14 protein-coding genes are annotated in these 19,545 nt (G+C 66.8%); 7 read left to right on the top strand and 7 right to left on the bottom strand.

The genetic code is table 11. The features are described from left to right. Nucleotides 1-54 precede the first annotated feature (54 nt). The 3 genes from AB0K35_RS01400 to AB0K35_RS01390 all read right to left on the bottom strand — a co-directional run bounded on the left by AB0K35_RS01400 (nucleotide 55) and on the right by AB0K35_RS01390 (nucleotide 3,397). Entirely contained in the window at nucleotides 55-456 is a 402-nt protein-coding gene (locus AB0K35_RS01400; protein WP_363882863.1) for a hypothetical protein, read from the bottom strand. Further along, on the bottom strand, nucleotides 453-2,906 hold the full coding sequence (locus tag AB0K35_RS01395; RefSeq protein ID WP_363882860.1) for an AAA family ATPase: 2,454 nt from the start codon (nucleotides 2,904-2,906) through the stop codon (nucleotides 453-455). The genes AB0K35_RS01400 and AB0K35_RS01395 overlap by 4 nt, the downstream gene beginning before the upstream one ends. Before the next feature lie 92 nt (nucleotides 2,907-2,998). Continuing rightward, entirely contained in the window at nucleotides 2,999-3,397 is a 399-nt protein-coding gene (locus tag AB0K35_RS01390) for a hypothetical protein (RefSeq protein ID WP_363882857.1), read from the bottom strand. Nucleotides 3,398-3,492: 95 nt separating this feature from the next. On the opposite strand from AB0K35_RS01390, the gene AB0K35_RS01385 reads away from it, so the two are divergent. Continuing rightward, the gene (locus tag AB0K35_RS01385) at nucleotides 3,493-3,870 is read left to right on the top strand and encodes a hypothetical protein (protein ID WP_363882854.1); all 378 of its coding nucleotides are present in this window, start codon (nucleotides 3,493-3,495) and stop codon (nucleotides 3,868-3,870) included. 32 nt (nucleotides 3,871-3,902) lie between these two features. On the opposite strand, the gene AB0K35_RS01380 is transcribed toward AB0K35_RS01385, so the two are convergent. The 3 genes from AB0K35_RS01380 to AB0K35_RS01370 all read right to left on the bottom strand — a co-directional run bounded on the left by AB0K35_RS01380 (nucleotide 3,903) and on the right by AB0K35_RS01370 (nucleotide 6,967). Next, the gene (locus AB0K35_RS01380; protein ID WP_363882851.1) at nucleotides 3,903-4,520 is read right to left on the bottom strand and encodes a hypothetical protein; all 618 of its coding nucleotides are present in this window, start codon (nucleotides 4,518-4,520) and stop codon (nucleotides 3,903-3,905) included. A 51-nt stretch (nucleotides 4,521-4,571) separates the two neighbouring features. Beyond that, the gene (locus AB0K35_RS01375; RefSeq protein ID WP_363882848.1) at nucleotides 4,572-6,332 is read right to left on the bottom strand and encodes a DUF6119 family protein; all 1,761 of its coding nucleotides are present in this window, start codon (nucleotides 6,330-6,332) and stop codon (nucleotides 4,572-4,574) included. 101 nt (nucleotides 6,333-6,433) lie between these two features. After that, nucleotides 6,434-6,967: a DUF4352 domain-containing protein gene (locus tag AB0K35_RS01370; RefSeq protein ID WP_363882845.1), complete on the bottom strand. Its 534-nt coding sequence runs from the start codon at nucleotides 6,965-6,967 to the stop codon at nucleotides 6,434-6,436. A 481-nt stretch (nucleotides 6,968-7,448) separates the two neighbouring features. On the opposite strand from AB0K35_RS01370, the gene AB0K35_RS01365 reads away from it, so the two are divergent. From AB0K35_RS01365 to AB0K35_RS01340, 6 genes are all read left to right on the top strand, one after another. Then, complete coding sequence (locus AB0K35_RS01365) at nucleotides 7,449-9,299, top strand: class I SAM-dependent methyltransferase (RefSeq protein ID WP_363882843.1); 1,851 nt, start codon at nucleotides 7,449-7,451, stop codon at nucleotides 9,297-9,299. 13 nt (nucleotides 9,300-9,312) lie between these two features. After that, the gene (locus AB0K35_RS01360; RefSeq protein ID WP_363882840.1) at nucleotides 9,313-10,935 is read left to right on the top strand and encodes a class I SAM-dependent DNA methyltransferase; all 1,623 of its coding nucleotides are present in this window, start codon (nucleotides 9,313-9,315) and stop codon (nucleotides 10,933-10,935) included. Further along, the gene (locus AB0K35_RS01355) at nucleotides 10,928-12,127 is read left to right on the top strand and encodes a restriction endonuclease subunit S (RefSeq protein ID WP_363882837.1); all 1,200 of its coding nucleotides are present in this window, start codon (nucleotides 10,928-10,930) and stop codon (nucleotides 12,125-12,127) included. The genes AB0K35_RS01360 and AB0K35_RS01355 overlap by 8 nt, the downstream gene beginning before the upstream one ends. Nucleotides 12,128-12,187: 60 nt before the next feature. Continuing rightward, nucleotides 12,188-15,358 (top strand): type I restriction endonuclease subunit R, encoded by a 3,171-nt coding sequence (locus tag AB0K35_RS01350; protein WP_363882834.1) that lies wholly within the window; start codon nucleotides 12,188-12,190, stop codon nucleotides 15,356-15,358. A gap of 249 nt (nucleotides 15,359-15,607) precedes the next feature. Next, nucleotides 15,608-16,768 (top strand): hypothetical protein, encoded by a 1,161-nt coding sequence (locus AB0K35_RS01345; RefSeq protein ID WP_363882831.1) that lies wholly within the window; start codon nucleotides 15,608-15,610, stop codon nucleotides 16,766-16,768. Nucleotides 16,769-17,074: 306 nt separating this feature from the next. Continuing rightward, complete coding sequence (locus tag AB0K35_RS01340) at nucleotides 17,075-18,961, top strand: DUF262 domain-containing protein (protein ID WP_363882828.1); 1,887 nt, start codon at nucleotides 17,075-17,077, stop codon at nucleotides 18,959-18,961. A 93-nt stretch (nucleotides 18,962-19,054) separates the two neighbouring features. Here the strand turns inward: AB0K35_RS01340 and AB0K35_RS01335 are convergent, their stop codons facing one another. Next, entirely contained in the window at nucleotides 19,055-19,471 is a 417-nt protein-coding gene (locus AB0K35_RS01335) for a winged helix-turn-helix domain-containing protein (RefSeq protein WP_363882825.1), read from the bottom strand. Nucleotides 19,472-19,545 lie beyond the last annotated feature (74 nt).

Genomic DNA, 19,545 nt, shown 5'->3' with positions numbered 1-19,545 from the left:
AGCCGGAGCGGCACCTCATCGCGCGTAGCGTCCAGACGCGAGTGTCTGAACAGATCACACGCGCGGGGTGAGCGGTTCAAGTCGCGCGAGCAGGGTGCTCACCTCGGCGTGCAGGCGACGCAGCTCCGCAGCCGTGGGGGCCAGCTCGTAGCAGTGGTGGTGCGTGGCGGCGGAGAGGCTCGCCCAGGCGAACGCCACCCGGCGGGCGGTTTCGCCGCCCGGACCGAGCCGGCCGCGCAGCATCAGCTGCTTCGCGCGGCCCTGCCGGCACGCCGCCACGGTCGGCTTCACCCGCCGCCAGTAGGCGTCGATGCCGCCTTCGAGGGCGAGCCGGATCAGGCAGGCGCAGGCCCGCGGCCACCAGCCAGCGGTCACGGCGGTGGCGCCGAGCAGACCGGACCCGCGCAGCAGTTGATCGGCCGCCGCCAGGCAGCGCTGTGGCGTCGGCGCGGTCACGACAGCGCCGCCGCGAGGAGGCGGGCGTCCGCGACCAGGCCGGGCAGGTCCGCCAGGTACGCACCGTGCACGCCTTCCCGACACGCCTGGTACGCGTTCACCGCACGTCGTCCGTGCCGGCGGCCGAGCCAGCCGAGCACGTCACCACCCTTCTCAGCGTCATCGAACACCGCCAACGCGACGGTGGTGGCGACCCGGCGGGACGCGTCCTCGATCGCCTCCTCGATGTCGGCGTGCCGGACACCCCGCGCCACGCGGTTCCGCCAGACCGAGCGGTGGCAGGCCGCTTCGACAGCAGAGCGGCACAGTTCCGCGACCACCGGTCCGCGTACCTCTGCGGGGATCTCCTCGTTGAGCGCCAACGCGTACGCGTCGTCCAGATAGCGGGTCACCGGGTCGGAGCCGGCCCGCAGCGTCACCACCGACCTCTCCGCGCGGGTCACCTCGATGATCCGCGCCTTGCCCAGGTCGAGCCGGCGCACCGCGTCCGGCAGGCGGGTATCGTGGGTGAAGACGACCACCTGCCGCTGCTCGGCCAGCTCGGCGAGCACCCGCGCGAGACCGTCCACCTTCGACGGATCCATGCTCTGCACCGGGTCGTCGACCACGATGAACCGGAACGGGCTCTCCGGGGCGCAGCTGCGGGGCAGGAACGTCGCCAGCCCGAGCGCCTGCATCTCACCCTGGCTCATCACACCCAGCGCCGTGCCGTTGTCGGCGCCGTCCACGCTGACCGGGAAGACCACCCGCCGCCGGGTGTTCGCGCCTTCCAACGTCATCGACCCGAGCTCGACGTTGCTTTCCTGCCGCAGCTGCGCCCAGATTCGCTGCGAGTGCCCGGCGAACGGCGCGACCCGCTCGTTGCGAATCTCTCCACCTGCGTCCTTCAGCCAGGCGCGCGCGGCTTTCAACCGGGTCACTGTCGCCTCCCGCGCCGGCAGTGCGCCGACGGTGGCCGCCCACTCGCGCACCTCGGCCGCCGCCGCCCGCCAGCCGGTGTCGCGTTGCCGCAGAAACCCCTCGGCATACGCGCGGGCCGCGTCGACCGCCGCCACCACCGCCGGGTACCGCGCCGCCAGGTGGTCGGCCAGCTCGGCCGGCTCCCCAGGTACGCGCCGCAGCGCGGCAACGGCGTCACGCAGCGCCCCGACCGTCGGCTCCGACCCGGTGCCCTCGGGCACAACGAGGTCATCGATCAGGTGGTGCGTCTGCCGCAGCAGGGCCGTCAGCCGGGTCGTCGCTGTCTGGGCGGCGACGCTGCGCTGCCGAAGGTCGCTGAGCGACTGCGCGGCGGCGGCACGCCAGCCACCGTCGAGGGTGCCGGTGGCACAGACCGGGCACGACCCGTCGCCTTCGTCCTGGTGATGTTCGAGGGCGAGGCGGAGCAGCTCGGCGCTCCGCAGCGCGGCCCGGGACCGACCACCGTCGTACCGCTGGGCCTCGACCGCCGCGTCCCGCAGCTGACCGGCGAGCCGGGTCGCCTCGTCGACCGGCGGCGGGGCGAGGGCGGCGACCTCCCGACAGAGCAGCACCTCCCGGTCGGTGGTCGCCTCGTCCGGCTCGTCGAGGATCGCCGCCACCGCGCCGAGGTCGACAGGGCCCCGGCCACGCAGCAGCACGGCGACCCGCCGGGCCCGGTCGTCGACGATCCCGTCGAGCGTGCCAACCAGGGCGGCGCGCTGTGCGCGTACCTCCTTGATTGCCGCTTCGTGCGGCCGGATGGCGCGCAGCAGACGCTGGTCGGCGTCGGCGAGCGCGTCCAGCCCGAGGATCGCGAAGAGCGCGTCGAAGAGCTGACTCTGCGTCCCGGCGGCGAGCTTGCCCAGCTCGGCCGCGGTGAGGAACGGCCGGTACAGCTCCAGGGGGCGGGCCAGACCCAGCTCGGAGAGGCCCGCGTGCCGGCCCTGTGCGCTGGTGACCGTCACCTCGGCGTCGGCCAGTTCGGCCCCGACCGGCCAGGCCCGGTTGACCCGGGTCGGGGTGGCCACCCCGTCGACGCGCAGTTCCACACCTACCCAGCACGGGTCCGGGTTGTGCAGGTTGCGCCACCCCGTACGCCACACGCTGGTCTTGTCGGCCCACCGGGCGCTGTCACCGGTGAGGGCGAGTTCGGCGGCCTCGGCGAAGCTGGACTTGCCGGAGCCGTTGCGACCGACGATCAGTGTGAAGCCAGGGCCGGGGCCGATCTGGATGGTCCGTTCCGGGCCGACGCCACGGAACCCGGCGACGGTCACCGACTTCAACCAGATCCGTTCCGCCGGACCCTCATCGGCGGGGGAGCGGGGGTCAAGCCGGGTCGGAGTACCGGCGAGCGCGGCGGTGAGGTCCTCCTCGCCGGTGAGGGCGGCGAGGACCAGCTCGGCAGTCTCGGTCGGTACGCCGTCAGCGGCGGCCAGTCGGTCGAAGATCAGCTCGATCAGCGGGGCGGTGGTCTGTGCGGGCTGGGTCATTGTCGTCTCCAGGCGTGTGGTGTCCGCGGGCCGACGGCTCGTCGGCCCGCCCGGGGTGAGCGGTGGAAGTGCGGGTTACCGCGGTCGCGCGGTCAGACCGTGGCGTTCGCGTGCCAGTCGCGCAGGAACGCGTCGACCAAGGCGTGCGCACGAGGACGCAGGTCGAAGGACTCCTCCCGCCGGCGGCGGGCCATGTGCGACAGGCCGTCGGCGGCCTCGTTGAGGGCGTGGCCGCTGTGCCCCTTGACGTGCGCGAACGTCAGGTCGGGGCGGTGGGCCACCTGCTCGGCGAGCCGGACCAGGGTCGGTTTGTCTGACCAGCGCCGCTGCCGCAGGCTGTAGCCGACGGGCATCGCGTCGGTCTCACCGGCCTGCCAGCGGTGCAGATACCGCACGGCTGTCAGGCTGTCCAGCAGCACGGCCATGCCCGCTGGCACCTCGTCAAACCCTGTGAGCAGATAGTCGACCGCACGCAGTTCGTCGACGAGCACCCGGGACCTGCCGGTCGGGTCGAGGCGGCCGGTGCCCCGCCCGAGCAGGCCGTAGTGGCCGTCGCTCGGCCGGTGCCCCGCCCGAGCAGGCCGTAGTGGCCGTCGCTGACCACGTAACCGATGCCACCGGCGCGGCCCTTCCAGCTGGCGTCGGTCGCCGCGACCAGCGGGCCGGCCGCCTTCGCCCAGCGGAGTACCCGGCCGCGCCCGCGCTGCTGGTCCGGGCGCGGCGGCGCATGCTCAAGGTGCTCGGCAGCGCGCCGCTCGGCGGTGTCGAGCAGCTCGCCGGCGGAGATCAGCTCGTCGTAGTGGGCGGCGGTGAGGGCGAGGTGGACGGCATCACCGATGCCCTGGCAGTCGTCGCAACGGGTGGCGCGGGTGTAGGGACGAAGGAGGAGGACGCGGTCGCGCAGGGGCGGGGGGAGCTGGGTCAGGGCGCGGAGGAACTCATCGGGGCGCACGACGCCTCCTGACGTCTCGTGATGGGGACACGCTGATTGGGGTCTCACAGCTCCGACACGTCGGTCGCGACGGCGGTCAGCTTGTCGCCGGAGCGCTTCGTGCTGGCCGTCTCCTCCTGCTGGACGGAGGCGGAGTCGCCGGTCACCTCAAAGGTGTTGATGATCGGGTCCTCGGCGCCCTTGACCTCGTACGTCACCTCATAGGTGCTGGACGGGTCGAGGCCGTCGCCGGTATAGGTGACGTCAATCCGGTAGGTGATGTTGCAGCCGGCGCTGCCGAAGCACTGCTTCCGCAGGGTCTTGACCTTGAGCTTGAAGTCGCCCTTCGTCGGGGTGTCGTAGACGGGTGCGGGCGGCGGCGTCGTCGCGGGCGCGGTGGTCGACGCCGCAGCACTGGTCGGGGCGGACGTGCTGGGGCGCGACTGGGATGCGGCGGTGGGGGCGGCCTTGCCCTGGTCGGGCGACTCCTCACCGTTCGTCGTCGCCAGCAGCACGCCGCAGCCGCCGAAGCAGAGCAGCAGCACCAGAACGGCAGCACCGGCGATGACCCACCTGACCTGGGATCTTTTGCGGCTGACGGGCTGCGGGCTCGTTGCGCCCACGGTCTCGGGCTGAGCCGGGGGCTCGGCCGACGGGTCCGGCTGGTGGTGGGGCTCGGTCATGGTTCTCTCCTTTGTTGAGCGGGATGCTGTGGAGCTGATGTCGTGAACGGATCAGGCGGACGGGATGCCGACGACCTCGACCTCGACGCCCTCGTTGCGCAGGGACTTCATCGCCCGGTAGAGCGCGACCTGGGCGAAGGTGAAGAGCGACTTCACGGTGAGCGGCTTGCCGGAGCCGAGAGCGATCGCGTAGATGACCTTGCGGGGCCGGAAGCCGGGGTCGATGACGCGCGCCGACGGCTGCTGACGGACCATCTCGGCCAGAGTGGTGCGGGCGTCGGCCTCGTACCGCAGGGCGTCGACCGACACCTCGCCCTGTGCGAAGAGGTGGCTCAACGCCGAGCTGCCCTTGGCCCGCTTGACGTGGATCAGTTCGTCGTCGGGTCCGAGCAGGTCGCAGGCCTCGATACCGCGGTTGTGCTGGCTCGTCCGCAGCAGCCGCCGGTCCAGCAGGGTCAGACCGCAGACCCGCGCAGCGTGGACGTTGTACTGCTCCTCGTCCGCGTGGTCGGTGGTCCAGGCCGGGAGTGCGATGCTGGCCGGCCTGGCCAAGATCTGCTCGATCTCGTCGCGGAGGAACGCGCGGTGCCGGTCGCCGATCTCGTACCAGCCGCCCTCGTGCAGCAGGAGCTGACTCGCACCGTGCGCGAGCTGCGCGGTGATCCATCGCGACACTGCCGTGGAGCCGATCTCCTCCTCGCCGGCCGCATCCGCGTAGAGGGTGACGCGTCCCTTGCAGAGCGACGTCCACCGCTCGCCGTCTGGGACGCCCTCGGTCTGCGCGAGCACGTCTGCCAGCGTGAGTTCCGTTAGGTGCACCGGGCGGAGGCCGGACTTCGGCACCCGAAGCTTGTACGACTGGATCCGCTCGATCTCGCTGACGATCCGGCCCGGTACGGCCAGCCCCACCTCCGCTGGATCCGGCAACCGGAGCAGCCGGTCCAGCTGCTCCTCCACTGTCGACAGCCGAGGGTCCCGGGCCGGCACCGGTCGGATCTGGGTGATGAACTCCAGGTCAGCGAAGGGTGCTTCCTGCTTGGAGACCCGGTCGATCTCCCGCAGGTCGGCGAGCAGGCTCGCGGGCTCGACGCCGAGGTGGATGCGCAGGGTGTCGCTGCCCTCGACCGGGGTGGCCTTGCCCGTGGACCGGCAGACGGTGAGGTTCGGGTTGAACGTCCGACCGCAGACCTGGCCGACGATCTCGCCCCACTTGTCGATGCCGTACATCCGGATGTGCTGACCGCCCGGGACCATGTTGCGGTCCACCCGGCCGGAGGTGCCGAACACCCGCCGGCGTACCTGCTTGATCTCGTCGGGGGCGAGCGACCGCACCGCGAAGCCGATCCCGAAGCCCGAGTTGGCCAGGTCCAGATCGACCATGTGACGGCCCACGGTGCCGTAGGCGAGGGCGTAGACGTGCTCGTCGACCGCGACGAGCAGCGCGGCACCGCCACTGCTGAAACCCAGGTCGATCGTCTCCCCGGTCAACGAGGCGAGCACGTCGCACCAGTCGGCCCGCTCGCGCGGCACCGTCCCGTGTACCAGCAGCGCCGGTGCACCGGCGACCAGGCGCTCCTCGACCATGAAGTCGTGCTGTCGCACGTAGCGGTGGTTCACCGCCTCATGCAGACCTTCGACGGTCGGCGTCACCCGTTCCAGCTGGTAGACCGACGTCAGATAGGTGCCCTCCGGCCGCTCGGGCAGGTCGAGGGCGAAGAGGGTAGGCACTTCGTAGGGCGGACGGGTGACGTCCTTGCGGACGACACGACGGTTGGTCGGTCTGGTCGTGGTCGGCTGGCTCGCACGGCGCACGTCGATCTCCTCGCGTTGAGAATCGGGGTGGCGGTGGCGGTGGTGCGGGGGAGGGGTGCACCGAGGGCGGGCTTCGCGGGTCCCGCCCTCGGCGCGAGCGGTCAGCTCAGGGCGACGTCGACGCCGCCGGAGAACATCGAGTCGTGCAGCTCGAGCTTGGTGAGCTTGACGTTCTTGGGGATGTCGAAGACGACGACGCCGTTGACCTGGTTGCCGGGGTTGATGTCGTTGAGGAACGTCTCGGCGTTCTTGTTCGCGTAGATCGCCGCGCCGGAGTCGGCGGAGTACTCGGTGCCGTCGGCCGCGTACGCCTTCTGGCTGCTGCCGTCGAACATCTGCGCTTCCTTGCCGATGTTCTTCACGTTGAGCGTGACCAGGCAGAACTGGCCCTGCGCCTTCTGGCCGAGCATGTCGTTGCCGATCTTGGCGACGCCGCACTTGGACGACTTGACCGTGAACTCGAACTTCCCGTCCCGGGCCGGCTGGCCGATCTTCGCGGTCTTCGCCGGCTTGTCCTCGCTCTTGGCGCCGCCCGCGTCGTTGCTGGAGTCGCTCGCGTTGTCGGTGGCGCCGGAGCCGCAGCCCAGCGCGACGACGGCGGTGGCGATCAGTGCGAGGGTCGTGGTCTTACGCATTGTGTTCTCCTTGACGGGTTGATGGGTCGGCCAGGGCTGGCGCTGGTGGCCGCTCCGGTGCCGCATCCAATAAGAGCGGCAGGCCGGCCGGCACGCGACAACGCATCGTGAGAAGACCGGCTATCAAGGGTCACGCCAGTAAGCTCTGATAACCCCCCCTACCACCTGTGATGACTTGCTCCGAATCCCGCTTGATCGGTAATGTCGCAGCGCGGACAACTGGACGGGTGGGGGGAGGTAGGGACAAATGTCGTCGACGGTCACGCTGGGGCAGATCGCCAGGTTTGCCCAGGTGCGCCGGCCCAGCGTCAGCAACTGGAGGCGCCGGCATCATGATTTCCCTGACCCGATAGGCGGTTCGCCTGGCCAGCCACTCTTTGATTCGGATGAAGTGGCCCGGTGGCTGGACCGTCGGCCAGTGCCGGCTCTGCGTGAGGATGAACTAGCGCCTCTCACGTACGGAGACAGATTCCGGGCAAGCATGGACCGTGGTGGCAGTCTCGATGAGACCCAGCTCGATCCCGACACATTCGCCGACGTCGCGCTCGAGTTGATCGCGCTGCGAGTGGCCCATCAACGCCCGCTGCCCGCCGACCTCGCCGCTCTCGCGGAGCTGTGCGTCAGAGCCGAGGCTCAGTACCCTGATCTCGTCGGCCTGCTCAGTCATGTCGGCGCTTGCGGCCAACCGGCGTTGTCGATGCTTGACGATGTCGAGCGTCTGGTGTCAGAGCTTGGTGCAGCGGCCGCGGCCGAGGAGGTGCTCTCCACAGCTGGTCGTCGTGGCTGGTCCGGTGGCCCGGTTGAGACGCCCGTCGAGATCTGCGACCTGATTCTGCGCTTGGCGAACGAGATGCTGGGAAATCTCACCGAGCTTGCCGTGGCTGATCTCGCGGCCGGCCCAGGGAAGATGCTCACCGCCATGATGGCCGCCGGCGGCCCACGCGAGATCCGGTGCGCTGAGGCAGACCCTGTGGCGGCAAGGTGGCTGCGTCTGAGGTCCTTCTGCCACGGCCACCAGATGATCACGGTCCTCACCGACGGACGGGACACGGGCAGTCTCTCGGGCTCGGACCTTGTCTTTGTCGACCCGCCATTCCAGCCCGGCGAGCAGGAACACCATGAGGAACACCCGCTGTCCTGGGCCTCTCGAGTGGTGGAGTGCCTCAGCGACGATGGCGCTGGGTTCGCCGTCGTGCCGGAATGGACGCTGACGCGCACGGGGATGTCGCGCCGGCTTCCGGTGACGTGGGTACGCGAGCAACTCGTGCGTCGAGGTTGCGTCCGCGCGATCATCCAACTACCCCGCCACATTCACCGCTTCATCGGCGGCACGGACCTTGTGCTGCTGGTGCTGGCGCCCGACGAGGGCGACACAACGCGAGACGTCGTTGTCTGCGACGCCGAACAGGTCCGGTCCCGGTACGGCCGGTCATGGATCGAACAGACAACGCGGCTCGTGTGCGGCTCGCGGGAATCGCGTGAAGCTGAGCAATGCACGGCGATTCCCGTGTCGGTGCTAATGGGTAGGCGGTCGCTCCTGCCGTCACATCTGTTGATACCCAAGGCGGCACCTGAGGACCACGTGGTGGAGGCGGTGCGGGCACGTGAGTCTGCGGCGGCAACCTTCAAAATGGGCGCGGATGACGCGATCACCACGCTGGAACGGATCGGGGTGACGACCCGAGCGCAGGGCATCGCATACCGCACGGTCGGCGAGTTGCTACGCGGCCGGCAGCTCATCCGCCTGCCGGGCCATCGCATACCCGATGCTGATCTGGGTCGAAGCGGTCAACGAGTTCTGGGTCGCGAAGAGCTGCTCGGAGAGGTTCCCGTCGGCGGGCGTCGCATCGACGTTCTCACACTCGGGCAGTACGCCGCAGCCGCGATCACGGAGCCGGGCGACGTGGTCGTCATGGCCGGCGACCAGCTTCGCGTCATGGTCGACGCTGCCGGCGGCAGTGTCCTGCTCACCCCCGTACAGGGCTTGCGCATCCCCGGCTACGTCAAACACTCGTCCCTGTACCGCGACGAGCCCCAGCAGGCATGGATCGGGCCGTACGCGCTGGCGGCCCTACTCGGCGCGGCGCGCAACGCGGCGCGCACCGGGATACGCGTGCGCAGCGTGACTCTGCACCAGCTGGAGATCCCCGTGTTGACCGCCAGCGACTACGGCCACCTCGATCAGGCGTCCATGATGCTCAATGACCTAGCAGAGCAGGCCCGCAACCAGGCTGCGGCATTGGATTTGGTCCGGCAGCGAATCGCCGCCGGCGTCGCCGACGGGGCGATGAGCCTGCGTTTCAAGCCCAACACATCGAACGCGACCATCTGAGGAGACAAAGCCAGTGCCCCCACGCGCGCGCAAGTCGGTAGAGCCGCAATCGGCCGACCTCAAAGACACCCTCTGGAAGTCGGCCGACAAGCTGCGCGGCAGCATGGACGCCGCCGAGTACAAGCACTTCGTACTCGGCCTGATCTTCCTCAAATACACCTCGGACGCGTTCGACGAGCGGCGAGCGCAGATCGAGGCCGAGCTGGAGGGGGAGGGCATCCCCGAGGAGAACCGGCCCGCGCTGCTGGAGGACCAGGACGAGTACGCCGGTCGGGGCGTGTTCTGGGTGCCGCAAGCCGCCCGTTGGGAGTCTCTCGCGCACCGTGCCAAGGCGGCAGCTGGCCAGACCAGCATCGGCCAGCTCCTCGACGGAGCGATGAAGGCCGTCGGCGACGCCAACCCCGACCTCAAGGGCGCTCTGCCGCAGGGCCTCTACAACGGGCGTGGCGTCGACGAGCGCCGCCTTGGCGAACTCGTCGACCTCATCCACAAGCTCCGTTTCCGTGACCAGTTCGACGCCGACGGCAAGCGCCGCAGCGCCCGCGACGTCCTTGGCGAGGTCTACGAATACTGCCTGGAGAAGTTCGCGCTAGCCGAGGGCCGACGAGGTGGCGAGTACTTCACACCGAAGAGCATTGTCAAGCTTCTCGTCGAGATTCTCGAACCACAGCCCGGGGAGCGGGTCTACGATCCGGCATGTGGCTCCGGCGGCATGTTCGTGCAGGCCGAGAAATTCATCGAGACCCACGGTGGCAAGGCGTTCGACATCTCGGTCTTCGGCCAGGAGCTCAACCAGAATACCTGGCGGCTGGCGAAAATGAACCTCGCAATCCACGGCATCGAAGCCAACCTCAGCACCAGGTGGGCGGACAGCTTCCACGAAGACCAGTTCCCCGACAAACGCTTCGACATCGTGATAGCTAACCCCCCTTTCAACATTTCCGACTGGGGCGGCGACCGGCTCGTCATGGACCCCCGCTGGGAATACGGCATTCCGCCAGTTGGGAACGCCAACTACGCGTGGCTCCAGCACATGGCCCACAAGCTCTCGCCGAAGGGCCGCGCCGGCATCGTGCTTGCCAACGGTTCCACGTCCAGCAAGCAGTCCGGCGAGGGCGATATTCGTCGGGCCATGGTCGAGGGTGACCTCGTTGCCTGTATGGTGGCGCTCCCCGGCCAGCTCTTCCGTTCCACCCAGATCCCGGCCTGCTTGTGGTTCCTCTCACGGGACAAAAGCCCGCAGGGGGTTAAGCGGCTCGCCAACCGTACCAACCAGATCCTCTTCATCGATGCCCGAAACATGGGCGTCATGGTGAACCGAACTGAGCGCGAATATACCGACGAGGACATCCATTTCATCGCCGGCATCTACCACGCCTGGCGTGGCACCGACAAGACGACCGAGTACGTAGACGTGCCCGGCTTCTGTAGGTCAGCCTCCCTAGAGGAAATACGCGAACACGACTTCATCCTCACGCCCGGCCGCTACGTCGGTGCAGCTGAAGTCGACACCAGTGGCGACGAACCAGTCGAGGAAAAGGTCTCCCGATTGACGAAGGAACTCTTCGCCGCCTTCGACGAGTCGGCGCGAATTGAGGCCGTGGTCCGCGAACAGCTCGGGAGGATCGATGTCTGAGATGATCCTGGGCGATGCACTTGAGGTGCTGATTGACCACAGAGGCAAGACGCCAAAAAAACTCGGCGGCGACTTCACTCCAACCGGCGTGCCAGTTGCATCGGCAATGCTCGTTAAGAAGGGTCGCCTTGATCTTGCCGGGGCGCGTCGGATTTCGCCCGAGCTGTATAGGCGATGGATGCCAGTGCCGACTCGGCGCCACGATGTGATTCTTACCTCTGAGGCACCTCTTGGTGAGTGTGCACTCGTTGATACTGACGAGCCGTTGGTGCTCGGCCAGCGATTGTTCGGCCTCCGCGGCAAGAAGGGCATTCTAGACAGTCGATACCTGTTCTATGCTTTCCAATTCCAGCGTGTTCGGGATGATCTCCATAGCAGGTCTAGTGGTACGACGGTTCTCGGAATTCGACAATCCGAGCTGCTGAAGATCCGGATTCCTGCGCCTGAGTTTCCAGTGCAGGTTGCGATCGCGGGTCTTCTGGGCGCACTGGACGACAAGATCGCAGTCAACGAGCGAATTGTCTCGACTGTCGACACCCTAGCATTGCAGAAATTGGAAGCCTTGTTGGCTGGGTTTAGCCTCAATGACGGATGGCGGGAGGCCACCCTCGGCTCGATTGCGAAAGTGAACGGTCGAAAGCGTGCATCTGTTCCGGGAGGCCAACTTCGCTACATCGACATCTCGAGCGTGTCGCCAGGGCAAGTCTCATGGCCAGAGCTATCGAGTTGGGATGACGCGCCGGGTCGGGCCCGCCGCGGCGTCTCTCGTGGTGATGTTATTTGGTCCACAGTGCGTCCAAACCGTAGGTCGCACGCACTCATTCTGGACGATGACCCTAACCTGGTTGCTTCCACCGGCTTCGCTGTCATGACACCAAAGGGCGTTGGTCCGGCGTATCTATACGGCATCACTACCCGGGAAGAGTTCGTCACCTATCTGGAGAGCGTCGCTGAGGGTAGCGCCTATCCGGCGGTTCGCGCTGAACGGTTTGCCGACGCGAAGGTTCCGCTCCCACCGGACGATTCGCTTATGGCGTTCGAGGACACCGTCATCCTGCTACGAGAACGGGCACACCAAGCCGACATCGAAAGCCGGGTGCTCACCAGGCTCCGGGACGCGCTCCTCCCCAAGCTGATTTCCGGTGAGTTGCGGATCAAGGACGCCGAGCAGTTCCTCTCCGACGCGGTTTGACACTCCATCCACACATCCCTGAGCAACTTTCCGCGCCTCGGCACCCACCCTGGAGAAGCCATGACCTTGTCGGACGACCCGACCTTTCCCCACGACGAGTCCGAGGCGGAGTGGGAGCACCACGTCAAGGATCAACTTGGCGAGTGGTGGCAGCCCATGACCGGCACGGAACTAGCGCCATCGCGCAAGGGTGATGGGGCGCGGAAGTCCTGGGGCGACTTGGTGCTGTATGGCCGGCTTCGCGACGCGGTCGCACGGATCAACCCGCAGTTGCCGCTGGACGCCGTGGACGAGGTGGTCGCCGAGCTCGAAAAGCGGACGTCGGCCGACGCGTTCACCGAGCGGCACCGCATCCACACGTTGCTCACGCATGGGGTGAAGGTCGGTTACGCGGATCCGGCGTCGGGAGAGAACCGCACCGACACGGCCTGGGTCATCGACTTCCTCGACCCGTACGGCAATGATCTGATCGCGGCCAACCAGGTGACGCTCAAGGATACTCGCCGCAAGCGCCGGCTGGATTTGGTGGCTTATGTGAACGGTTTGCCGCTAGCGGTGTTCGAGCTCAAGAAGGCCGGCGCGGCCGACGGCACTCGCGAGGCGTACGACCAGCTCCTCACCTATCGGCGTGAGTTCGGGGCGACGGCACTCGCGGTGCCGGTCTTCGCAGTCGCCAGCGATGGCATCACCGCTCGGATCGGGACGCTCTTCACCCCCTGGGAGCACATGGCTCCGTGGGACATCGACGAGCGCGGTGAGCCGGTTGACGTCACTGACGGCCGCGCGCTGGAGACTCTGATCGGTGGGGCGTTTGACCCCAAGGTCTTCCTGGACCTGCTGGTCAACTTTACCGCCTTCTCGCGAGAGCGGGGTGGCGCGATCGACACGGTACGTCTGGCGAAAGCTCACCAGATGTTCGCGGTCAACACCGCGGTCGACAAGACGATCACCGCGGTGGGCGGCGACGGCAAGATCGGCGTCGTGTGGCACACGCAGGGCTCAGGCAAGAGCATGGAGATGGTGTACTACACCGCGAAGGTGATGCAAGAGCCGGCGCTGCGCAACCCGACGATCGTGGTGCTCACCGACCGGATCGACCTGGACAGCCAACTCTTCCTCACCTTCGCCGCCAGTGACCTGCTCCCTGAGACGCCCGTACAGGTGGACACGAAGGAGCAGTTGATGCGCCTGCTGGACCGGCCGTCCGGCGGGATCATCTTCACCACCCTGCAGAAGTTCAACCGCTCCAAGGCGGACAAGGAAGCGAACATCGACTTCCCGCTGCTGTCGAAGCGGCGCAACGTGCTCGTGGTCGTGGACGAGGCGCACCGCAGCCACTACGACTTCCTCGACGGCTACGCCAAAAACCTGCATGACGCGTTGCCTAACGCGGCGTTCATCGCCTTCACCGGCACGCCAATCTCCAGGGCCGAGGCGAACACCCGCGCTGTCTTCGGCGACTACATCGACGTGTACGACCTGACCCGCGCCGTCCGAGACGGCGCCACGGTGAGGGTCTACTACGAGAACCGACATATTCCAGTGCACCTCCCCGAGGGCGTGAACCCGGTGGAGTTGGACGAGGAGGCCGAGGACCTGACGGTCGACCTCGACGAGGAGGAGATCAAGCGCGTTCGGCGGGCGTTTGCACAGTATGAGGATGTCGTCGGCCACGCTGATCGGGTACGGACGCTAGCCCAGGACATAGTCGAGCACTGGGAGCGGCGTCGGACCGAGATGGTCAAGCTGACCGGCAAGCCCGGCAAGGGCATCATCGTCTGCTACTCCCGGAAAGTCGCCGCTGACCTCTACGAGGAGATCACCGCGATCCGGTCGGAGTGGCACGACGAAGACGACGACCAAGGGCTGATCAAGGTTGTCTACACCGGCAGCGCTAAGGACCAGGAGCCGATTGCCACCCACGTCCGGGCGACCGGCGCGATCAAGAAGATCCAGCGCCGGGCCACGGACGCCGAAGACCCGTTGGAACTGGTGATCGTTCAGTCGCTGTGGCTGACCGGGTTCGACTCGCCGCCGCTGCACACGATGTACCTGGACAAGCCGATGCGCGGGGCAGCGTTGATGCAGGCCCTCGCCCGAGTCAACCGTCGATGGGGCGAGAAGCCCAGCGGTCTGGTGGTGGACTTCCTTGGCATCGCCGACGACCTCACCAAGGCGCTCGCCGAGTACACCCGGACCGACATCGATGAGAGGCCTATCGGAAAGGACATCAGTGCGGCCGTCGACATGGTGGTTGAGCTGCACGGCGTGATTGGCAGCCAGCTTCACGGCATCAACTGGAAGGCCAAGCGCGACTCGGGCAGACCGCGTGCCTTTTACCATGCCGCGCTCGACGTCGTGGATTACCTCCGCAGCCCTGAACCGGACCTGGAAGAGGGCAAGCCGACCCTCGCTGATCGTTACGCCGACACCGCCCGCAAGATCGCTCGCGCCTACAGCAACTGCCCCCGTGAGGACAAGCTTCGGCCACTACGGACGGACTTGGAGTTCTTCGAAGCCGTACGCCTGTATCTGGCCAAGTTGAGGGCCGAGGAGCGGGCGGAGCGGGGGCTCGCGACGGCGGCGGACGTCGAGCTGGCGATCCGGCAGCTAACGGCGAGCGCGATCGCGGTCGATGAGGTGGTCGATATCTATGAGGCGGCTGGCATCCAGCGCCCCGACCTGTCGCATTTGGACGAAGACTTCATGCGTCGAATGCGCGAAAGCCAGCGCCCTAACTTGGCCATCGAGGCACTGCGCCGAGCGATCGAGCGCGAGGTCCGGTTGGCCCACCCCCACAACGTCGTTGCTCAGGAGGGGTTCACCGCCAAGCTGTTGAAGACGATGCAGCGATACACCTCCGGCGGCCTCACCGCTGCCGAGATCATTGCGGAGCTGGTCGCGCTGGCCAAGGAAGTTTCGGCTGATCGCGGCAAGGCTGCCGAGATGGGCCTGACGGAGGACGAGTACGCCTTCTACACGGCTGTCGCGCAGAACGAGTCGGCCAAGGAACTGCTTGGCGACGAGGTGCTGGGGCAGATCGCCAAGGACCTCGTCAATGAGCTTCAGGATCTGCCGGTCGACTGGTGGATCCGGGAGCAAGCCCAGGCTCTGGTCCGCAGCAAGGTCAAGCGGTTGCTGGCCCGGTACGGCTACCCGCCCGACGCCCGTATGGATGCTGTTGATCTGGTACTCAAGCAGACCCGCACGTACGTGGAAGACCAAACGTAGCGCCGCGACGTCTCACCGCATCCGGAGGCGCATGTCTTGCGGTGAGGACGGCCGAGGTGCCTCAGCTTATTGTCCACAAACGGTGCTTGAATAGATCTTCAATTTGACCACGTGCTGTGGTTTTCTCGTTTGGGTGCCAGTGGTGGAGAGGAGCCTGTCGGGTGGGCCGGCGCGGTCCCGGCCCCCTGGCGGCACGTTGATCTGGCGAACAGCCAGCTGAAGTGAGGCGTTGGTGAGCAGGTTGAACGGGTGATTGAGCTACATGACGCGGTGAAGCAGTGCGCCGACCTGTTGGAGCGCCACCGGCGGCGTGCGCAGCGGATTGGTGAGCAGAACACCAAGGCAGGCTTGATCGAGCCCGTCATCGGCGCCCTGGGATGGGACTTGTTCGACCCCGATGAGGTGCACCGTGAGTACCGACGTCGTGGCACTGACAACCCGGTCGACTACGCCCTCCTACTACTACGCACGCCGCGACTGTTCATCGAGGCAAAGGGGCTTGGCGAGAATCTTGACGATCCGCGGTGGGCAAACCAGACGATCGCCTACGCCGCCGTCGCTGGCGTCGAGTGGGTGGCGCTCACGGACGGCTCGGAGTGGCGGGTCTATAACGCCCACGCGCCCGTGCCGGTTGAACAGAAGCTCTTCCGTGCTGTCCGACTTGAGGACGACGTTCAAGCGGTAGTCGAGCTGTTGAGCCTGCTCAGTAAGGACAACATGCGGGACAACCGGATCGAGGAGTTGTGGAAGGGCTTCTTCGTCGACCGACAGGTAAACGCCGAGCTTGTTGAGTTGTTCGCCGGCGGGGAGCCTGCGTCCGACCTTGTGGCGTTGCTCGACCGTCGGCTTTCTAAGCTCACCCGGGAGGACATCCGCTCCAGCCTGGTACGAGCGCGAGCAACCTTCGACTTCCCCGCGGCGGCCACGTCGATTGCCTCCCGAGCAGTTCCAGCGGCCCCTGTGCCGCTCATAGCTCAAAGGCAAGGGAGCAGCATTGAAAATCCGCAAGTCGTTCCGGTCGCGGAGGTTCAATCAAGGTTGAGTTCCAGCGCTGGCAAGCGCCGATCCGGTAAGCCGCTGGTCAGTCCAGAAGAACGCCGGCTTCATCTTCCCGACATGATCGACGTGGGCCGGCTACGGCCGGGCTGCACGCTCGTGGCCAGTTACTTCGGCAAGCAGCACCAGGCCGAACTCTTGGTCGACGGCACCATCCGGTATCGCGGACAGGTCTACAACTCGCCCTCAGGGGCGGGGGAGGCGGTGAAGATCGCCGTGCACGGTCCGGGTGTCTCGGCCACCACGAAGGCGACCGATGGTCTGGACTTCTGGCACACCGAGGACGCACGCACCGGCGAAGTGGTGTCCCTCAAGGAGATCCGGCGCCGGACCCTGGCGGATCTGTCCGCTTGACACATGCTGCCGATGGCCACGCCGGATACCGGTGCCGTGGCCTGGCGGAATATCGGCACGGTGACTACGAGCCCGATGGGTAGCCGTTTCCGCCGCACCCGAGATCGCCTCGGGCCCGAGGCGGTTAGTGCAGACGCTCGTCGACCTGCCCGACCTGCCTGATCTGTCACCGACGTCCGACTGACCTGACTTTCGGCCCGTACCGCCGCACACTCGGTCGCATAGCTCAGACCGTCGAGGGGCAGTGCCCCGAAGGACGTCCCGGTACCCTGACCGCACCGTCAATAAATCGTTCCGGGGAGCATCGTGGGGTTCCAGACGCCACAGTACAAGTTGTCCAAGCTTCTGGAACAGGCCGGCAACGGCAGGATCCAGCTGCCGGACTTCCAGCGCGGCTACAAGTGGGACGAGGAGCGCATCAGGTCGCTGCTCGTCACGGTGACGCTGGGACACCCGCTTGGCGTGCTGATGCTGCTTCAAACCGGCAACGATCAGGTGCGGTTCAAGCCGAAGGCGATCGAGGGAACTCCCTCGGAGTCTGGCAAGGCGGAGCCGGACCTGCTTCTGCTCGACGGGCAGCAGCGCCTGACGTCGCTCTACCAGTCACTGACCGGCTCGGGGGTGGTCGACACCGAGGATGCCCGGAAGAAGCAGGTCCAGCGACGCTTCTACATCGACATCGCCCGAGCTCTTGAGGACCCGGCCCGTCGGGACGAGGCGGTGGTAATCGTGCCGGGCGACGGGATCGAGCGGACCAACTTCGGCAAGGACATCCGCCTCGACGTGTCCACGCCGGAGAAGGAGCGCCAGCACGGCTACTTCCCGTTCCGTCTGATCTATGACTCGCCCGGTCAGCTCGACTGGTTGTGGAACTTTCCAGGGGAGACGGGCGACGCGACCGCGCGGAGAGCGCTCATCCAGCGCTTCCAGGGCGAGATCCTCACGCCGATGCAGAGCTACGAAATTCCAGCCATTGAGCTGGATAAGTCGACTACCAAAGGCGCCGTCGCCACGGTCTTCGAGAAGGTCAACACCGGCGGCCTTCCCCTCAACGTCTTCGAGTTGTTGACAGCTACCTTCGCCGGTGACGCCGCTTATTTCGACCAGCACGGCGATGACTTCCGACTGAAGGACGACTGGCAACTCACCGAGCAGATCATTTCCGCTCATCCCGTCCTGAGGGGCATCCGCAATACGGATTTCCTCCAAGCAGTCAGCTTGCTCGTGACCGCTCACGGGCCGTCGTTCACCTCCGCTCGGAAGGAGGACGTGCTGCGGCTCGAACTCAGTCAGTACTTGGCCTGGGCTGAGCAGGTGAGGGAGGCGCTGGTGTGGGTAGCACAGTTTCTCCGGGACGAACACATCCACCGGTCGCGCGACATCCCGTACCCGACGCAACTGGTGCCGTTGGCGGTGATCCGCGTGATCCTCGGCGAATCTGCGACTATCCATGGGGTTCGGAGCCGCCTTCGCCAGTGGTTCTGGTGCGGCATCCTCGGCGAGCTCTACGGCGGCGCTACGGAAACCCGCTTCGCGCGCGACGTTGACCAGGTCCCGGCCTGGGCGCGCGCCGTGACATCCCCGGACACCACAATCCAACTCCCGGGCACCGTATCGGGAGCGACGTTCGCTGAGTCCCGGCTGCTGTCGTTGCGAACCCGGCAGTCCGCCGCGTACAAGGGCCTGCACGCACTCTTGATGGCGGGGGGTGCCAAGGACTGGAGATTCCACCAGACCTTCGACCACACGCAGTACGTCGCTCTCGACGTCGACATCCACCACGTCTTCCCAAAGAAGTGGTGCGACGACAACAAGATTCCGCGCAATCTCCGCGAGAGCATCATCAACAAGACGCCATTGGCCGCGAAGACCAACCGTCTGATCGGTGGAGCTTCTCCTGCAACCTATGTGCCGAAGCTCGAAGGCGCCGCTGCCGTCGGCTCCGATGAGCTTGACGACATCATCGGTGCCCACCTAATCGACACTAAGGCGCTGCGAGCGGCTGACTTCGACGCGTTCTTCCTCGCTCGTCGGCGGGCGCTGCTGGAGTTGGTGGAGAAGGCCATGGGCAAGCAGGCGCAGCGGGACGTTGATGCGGGGGAGTTGACCGGGGGTGCGGAGGCGCCCGAGGCGTTCGCGGAGGAAGACGACGATCCACAGGACACAGGCGACCCCAACGAGGACGACCGCTAACCTCGTCTGCAGGGCGTCCCCAGATAACGGCGAGGCACTTCTACTTGATCCGCCGCCCACGCCGGCCATGCGGATCGGTTCGGCGGTTGCGGCTTAACTCTTGGTTGGGCGCATCAGCTCGACCTGGTCGCCGGGCTTGACCTCCACCTCGCCCTTGCTGTGGCGGATCTCCAACACCGGGACACCTTCGTCGAGGTGCAGCTCGTTGCGTTCTCGGCCAGTCGGCATTCGAGCGACGACCGACGCGCCGGCCGGCAACTCCACCCGTTGCCGGTCAGGCGCACTTCGCACCCGCGTTCCGTGGCCGCGGACGGTGCTGACCAGCCCTTCGGACCGCAGGATCGATATCGCCATCCGGACCGCCTCACGGCCGATGCCGTACTCCTGTGTCAGCCGGGATTCGCTCGGCAGCGATACCCCGGGCGCCAGCTCGCGAGACTCGATCCGCCTCCGCAATAGGTCAGCGACCTGCACGTAGACGGGCGTGTGTGAGCGCGGATCGACGGTCATACCTGGTAAGCCTTATCCCCCCGTGCGCCCTACTGGTTGTGCCCCTGTGCCCCTGTCCGTATATTTGCCTGAAG

This window comes from Micromonospora sp. NPDC053740 (assembly GCF_040677775.1).
Lineage (GTDB): Bacteria > Actinomycetota > Actinomycetes > Mycobacteriales > Micromonosporaceae > Micromonospora > Micromonospora alfalfae.
This window is presented reverse-complemented; position numbering and strand designations above follow the sequence as displayed.

Coding starts and splice junctions, on each gene's coding strand:
- AB0K35_RS01395 (WP_363882860.1), bottom strand. CDS start 2,906: ATGACCCAGCCCGCACAGACCACCGCCCCGCTGATCGAGCTGATCTTC.
- AB0K35_RS01380 (WP_363882851.1), bottom strand. CDS start 4,520: ATGACCGAGCCCCACCACCAGCCGGACCCGTCGGCCGAGCCCCCGGCT.
- AB0K35_RS01370 (WP_363882845.1), bottom strand. CDS start 6,967: ATGCGTAAGACCACGACCCTCGCACTGATCGCCACCGCCGTCGTCGCG.
- AB0K35_RS01365 (WP_363882843.1), top strand. CDS start 7,449: ATGGACCGTGGTGGCAGTCTCGATGAGACCCAGCTCGATCCCGACACA.
- AB0K35_RS01355 (WP_363882837.1), top strand. CDS start 10,928: ATGTCTGAGATGATCCTGGGCGATGCACTTGAGGTGCTGATTGACCAC.
- AB0K35_RS01350 (WP_363882834.1), top strand. CDS start 12,188: ATGACCTTGTCGGACGACCCGACCTTTCCCCACGACGAGTCCGAGGCG.
- AB0K35_RS01335 (WP_363882825.1), bottom strand. CDS start 19,471: ATGACCGTCGATCCGCGCTCACACACGCCCGTCTACGTGCAGGTCGCT.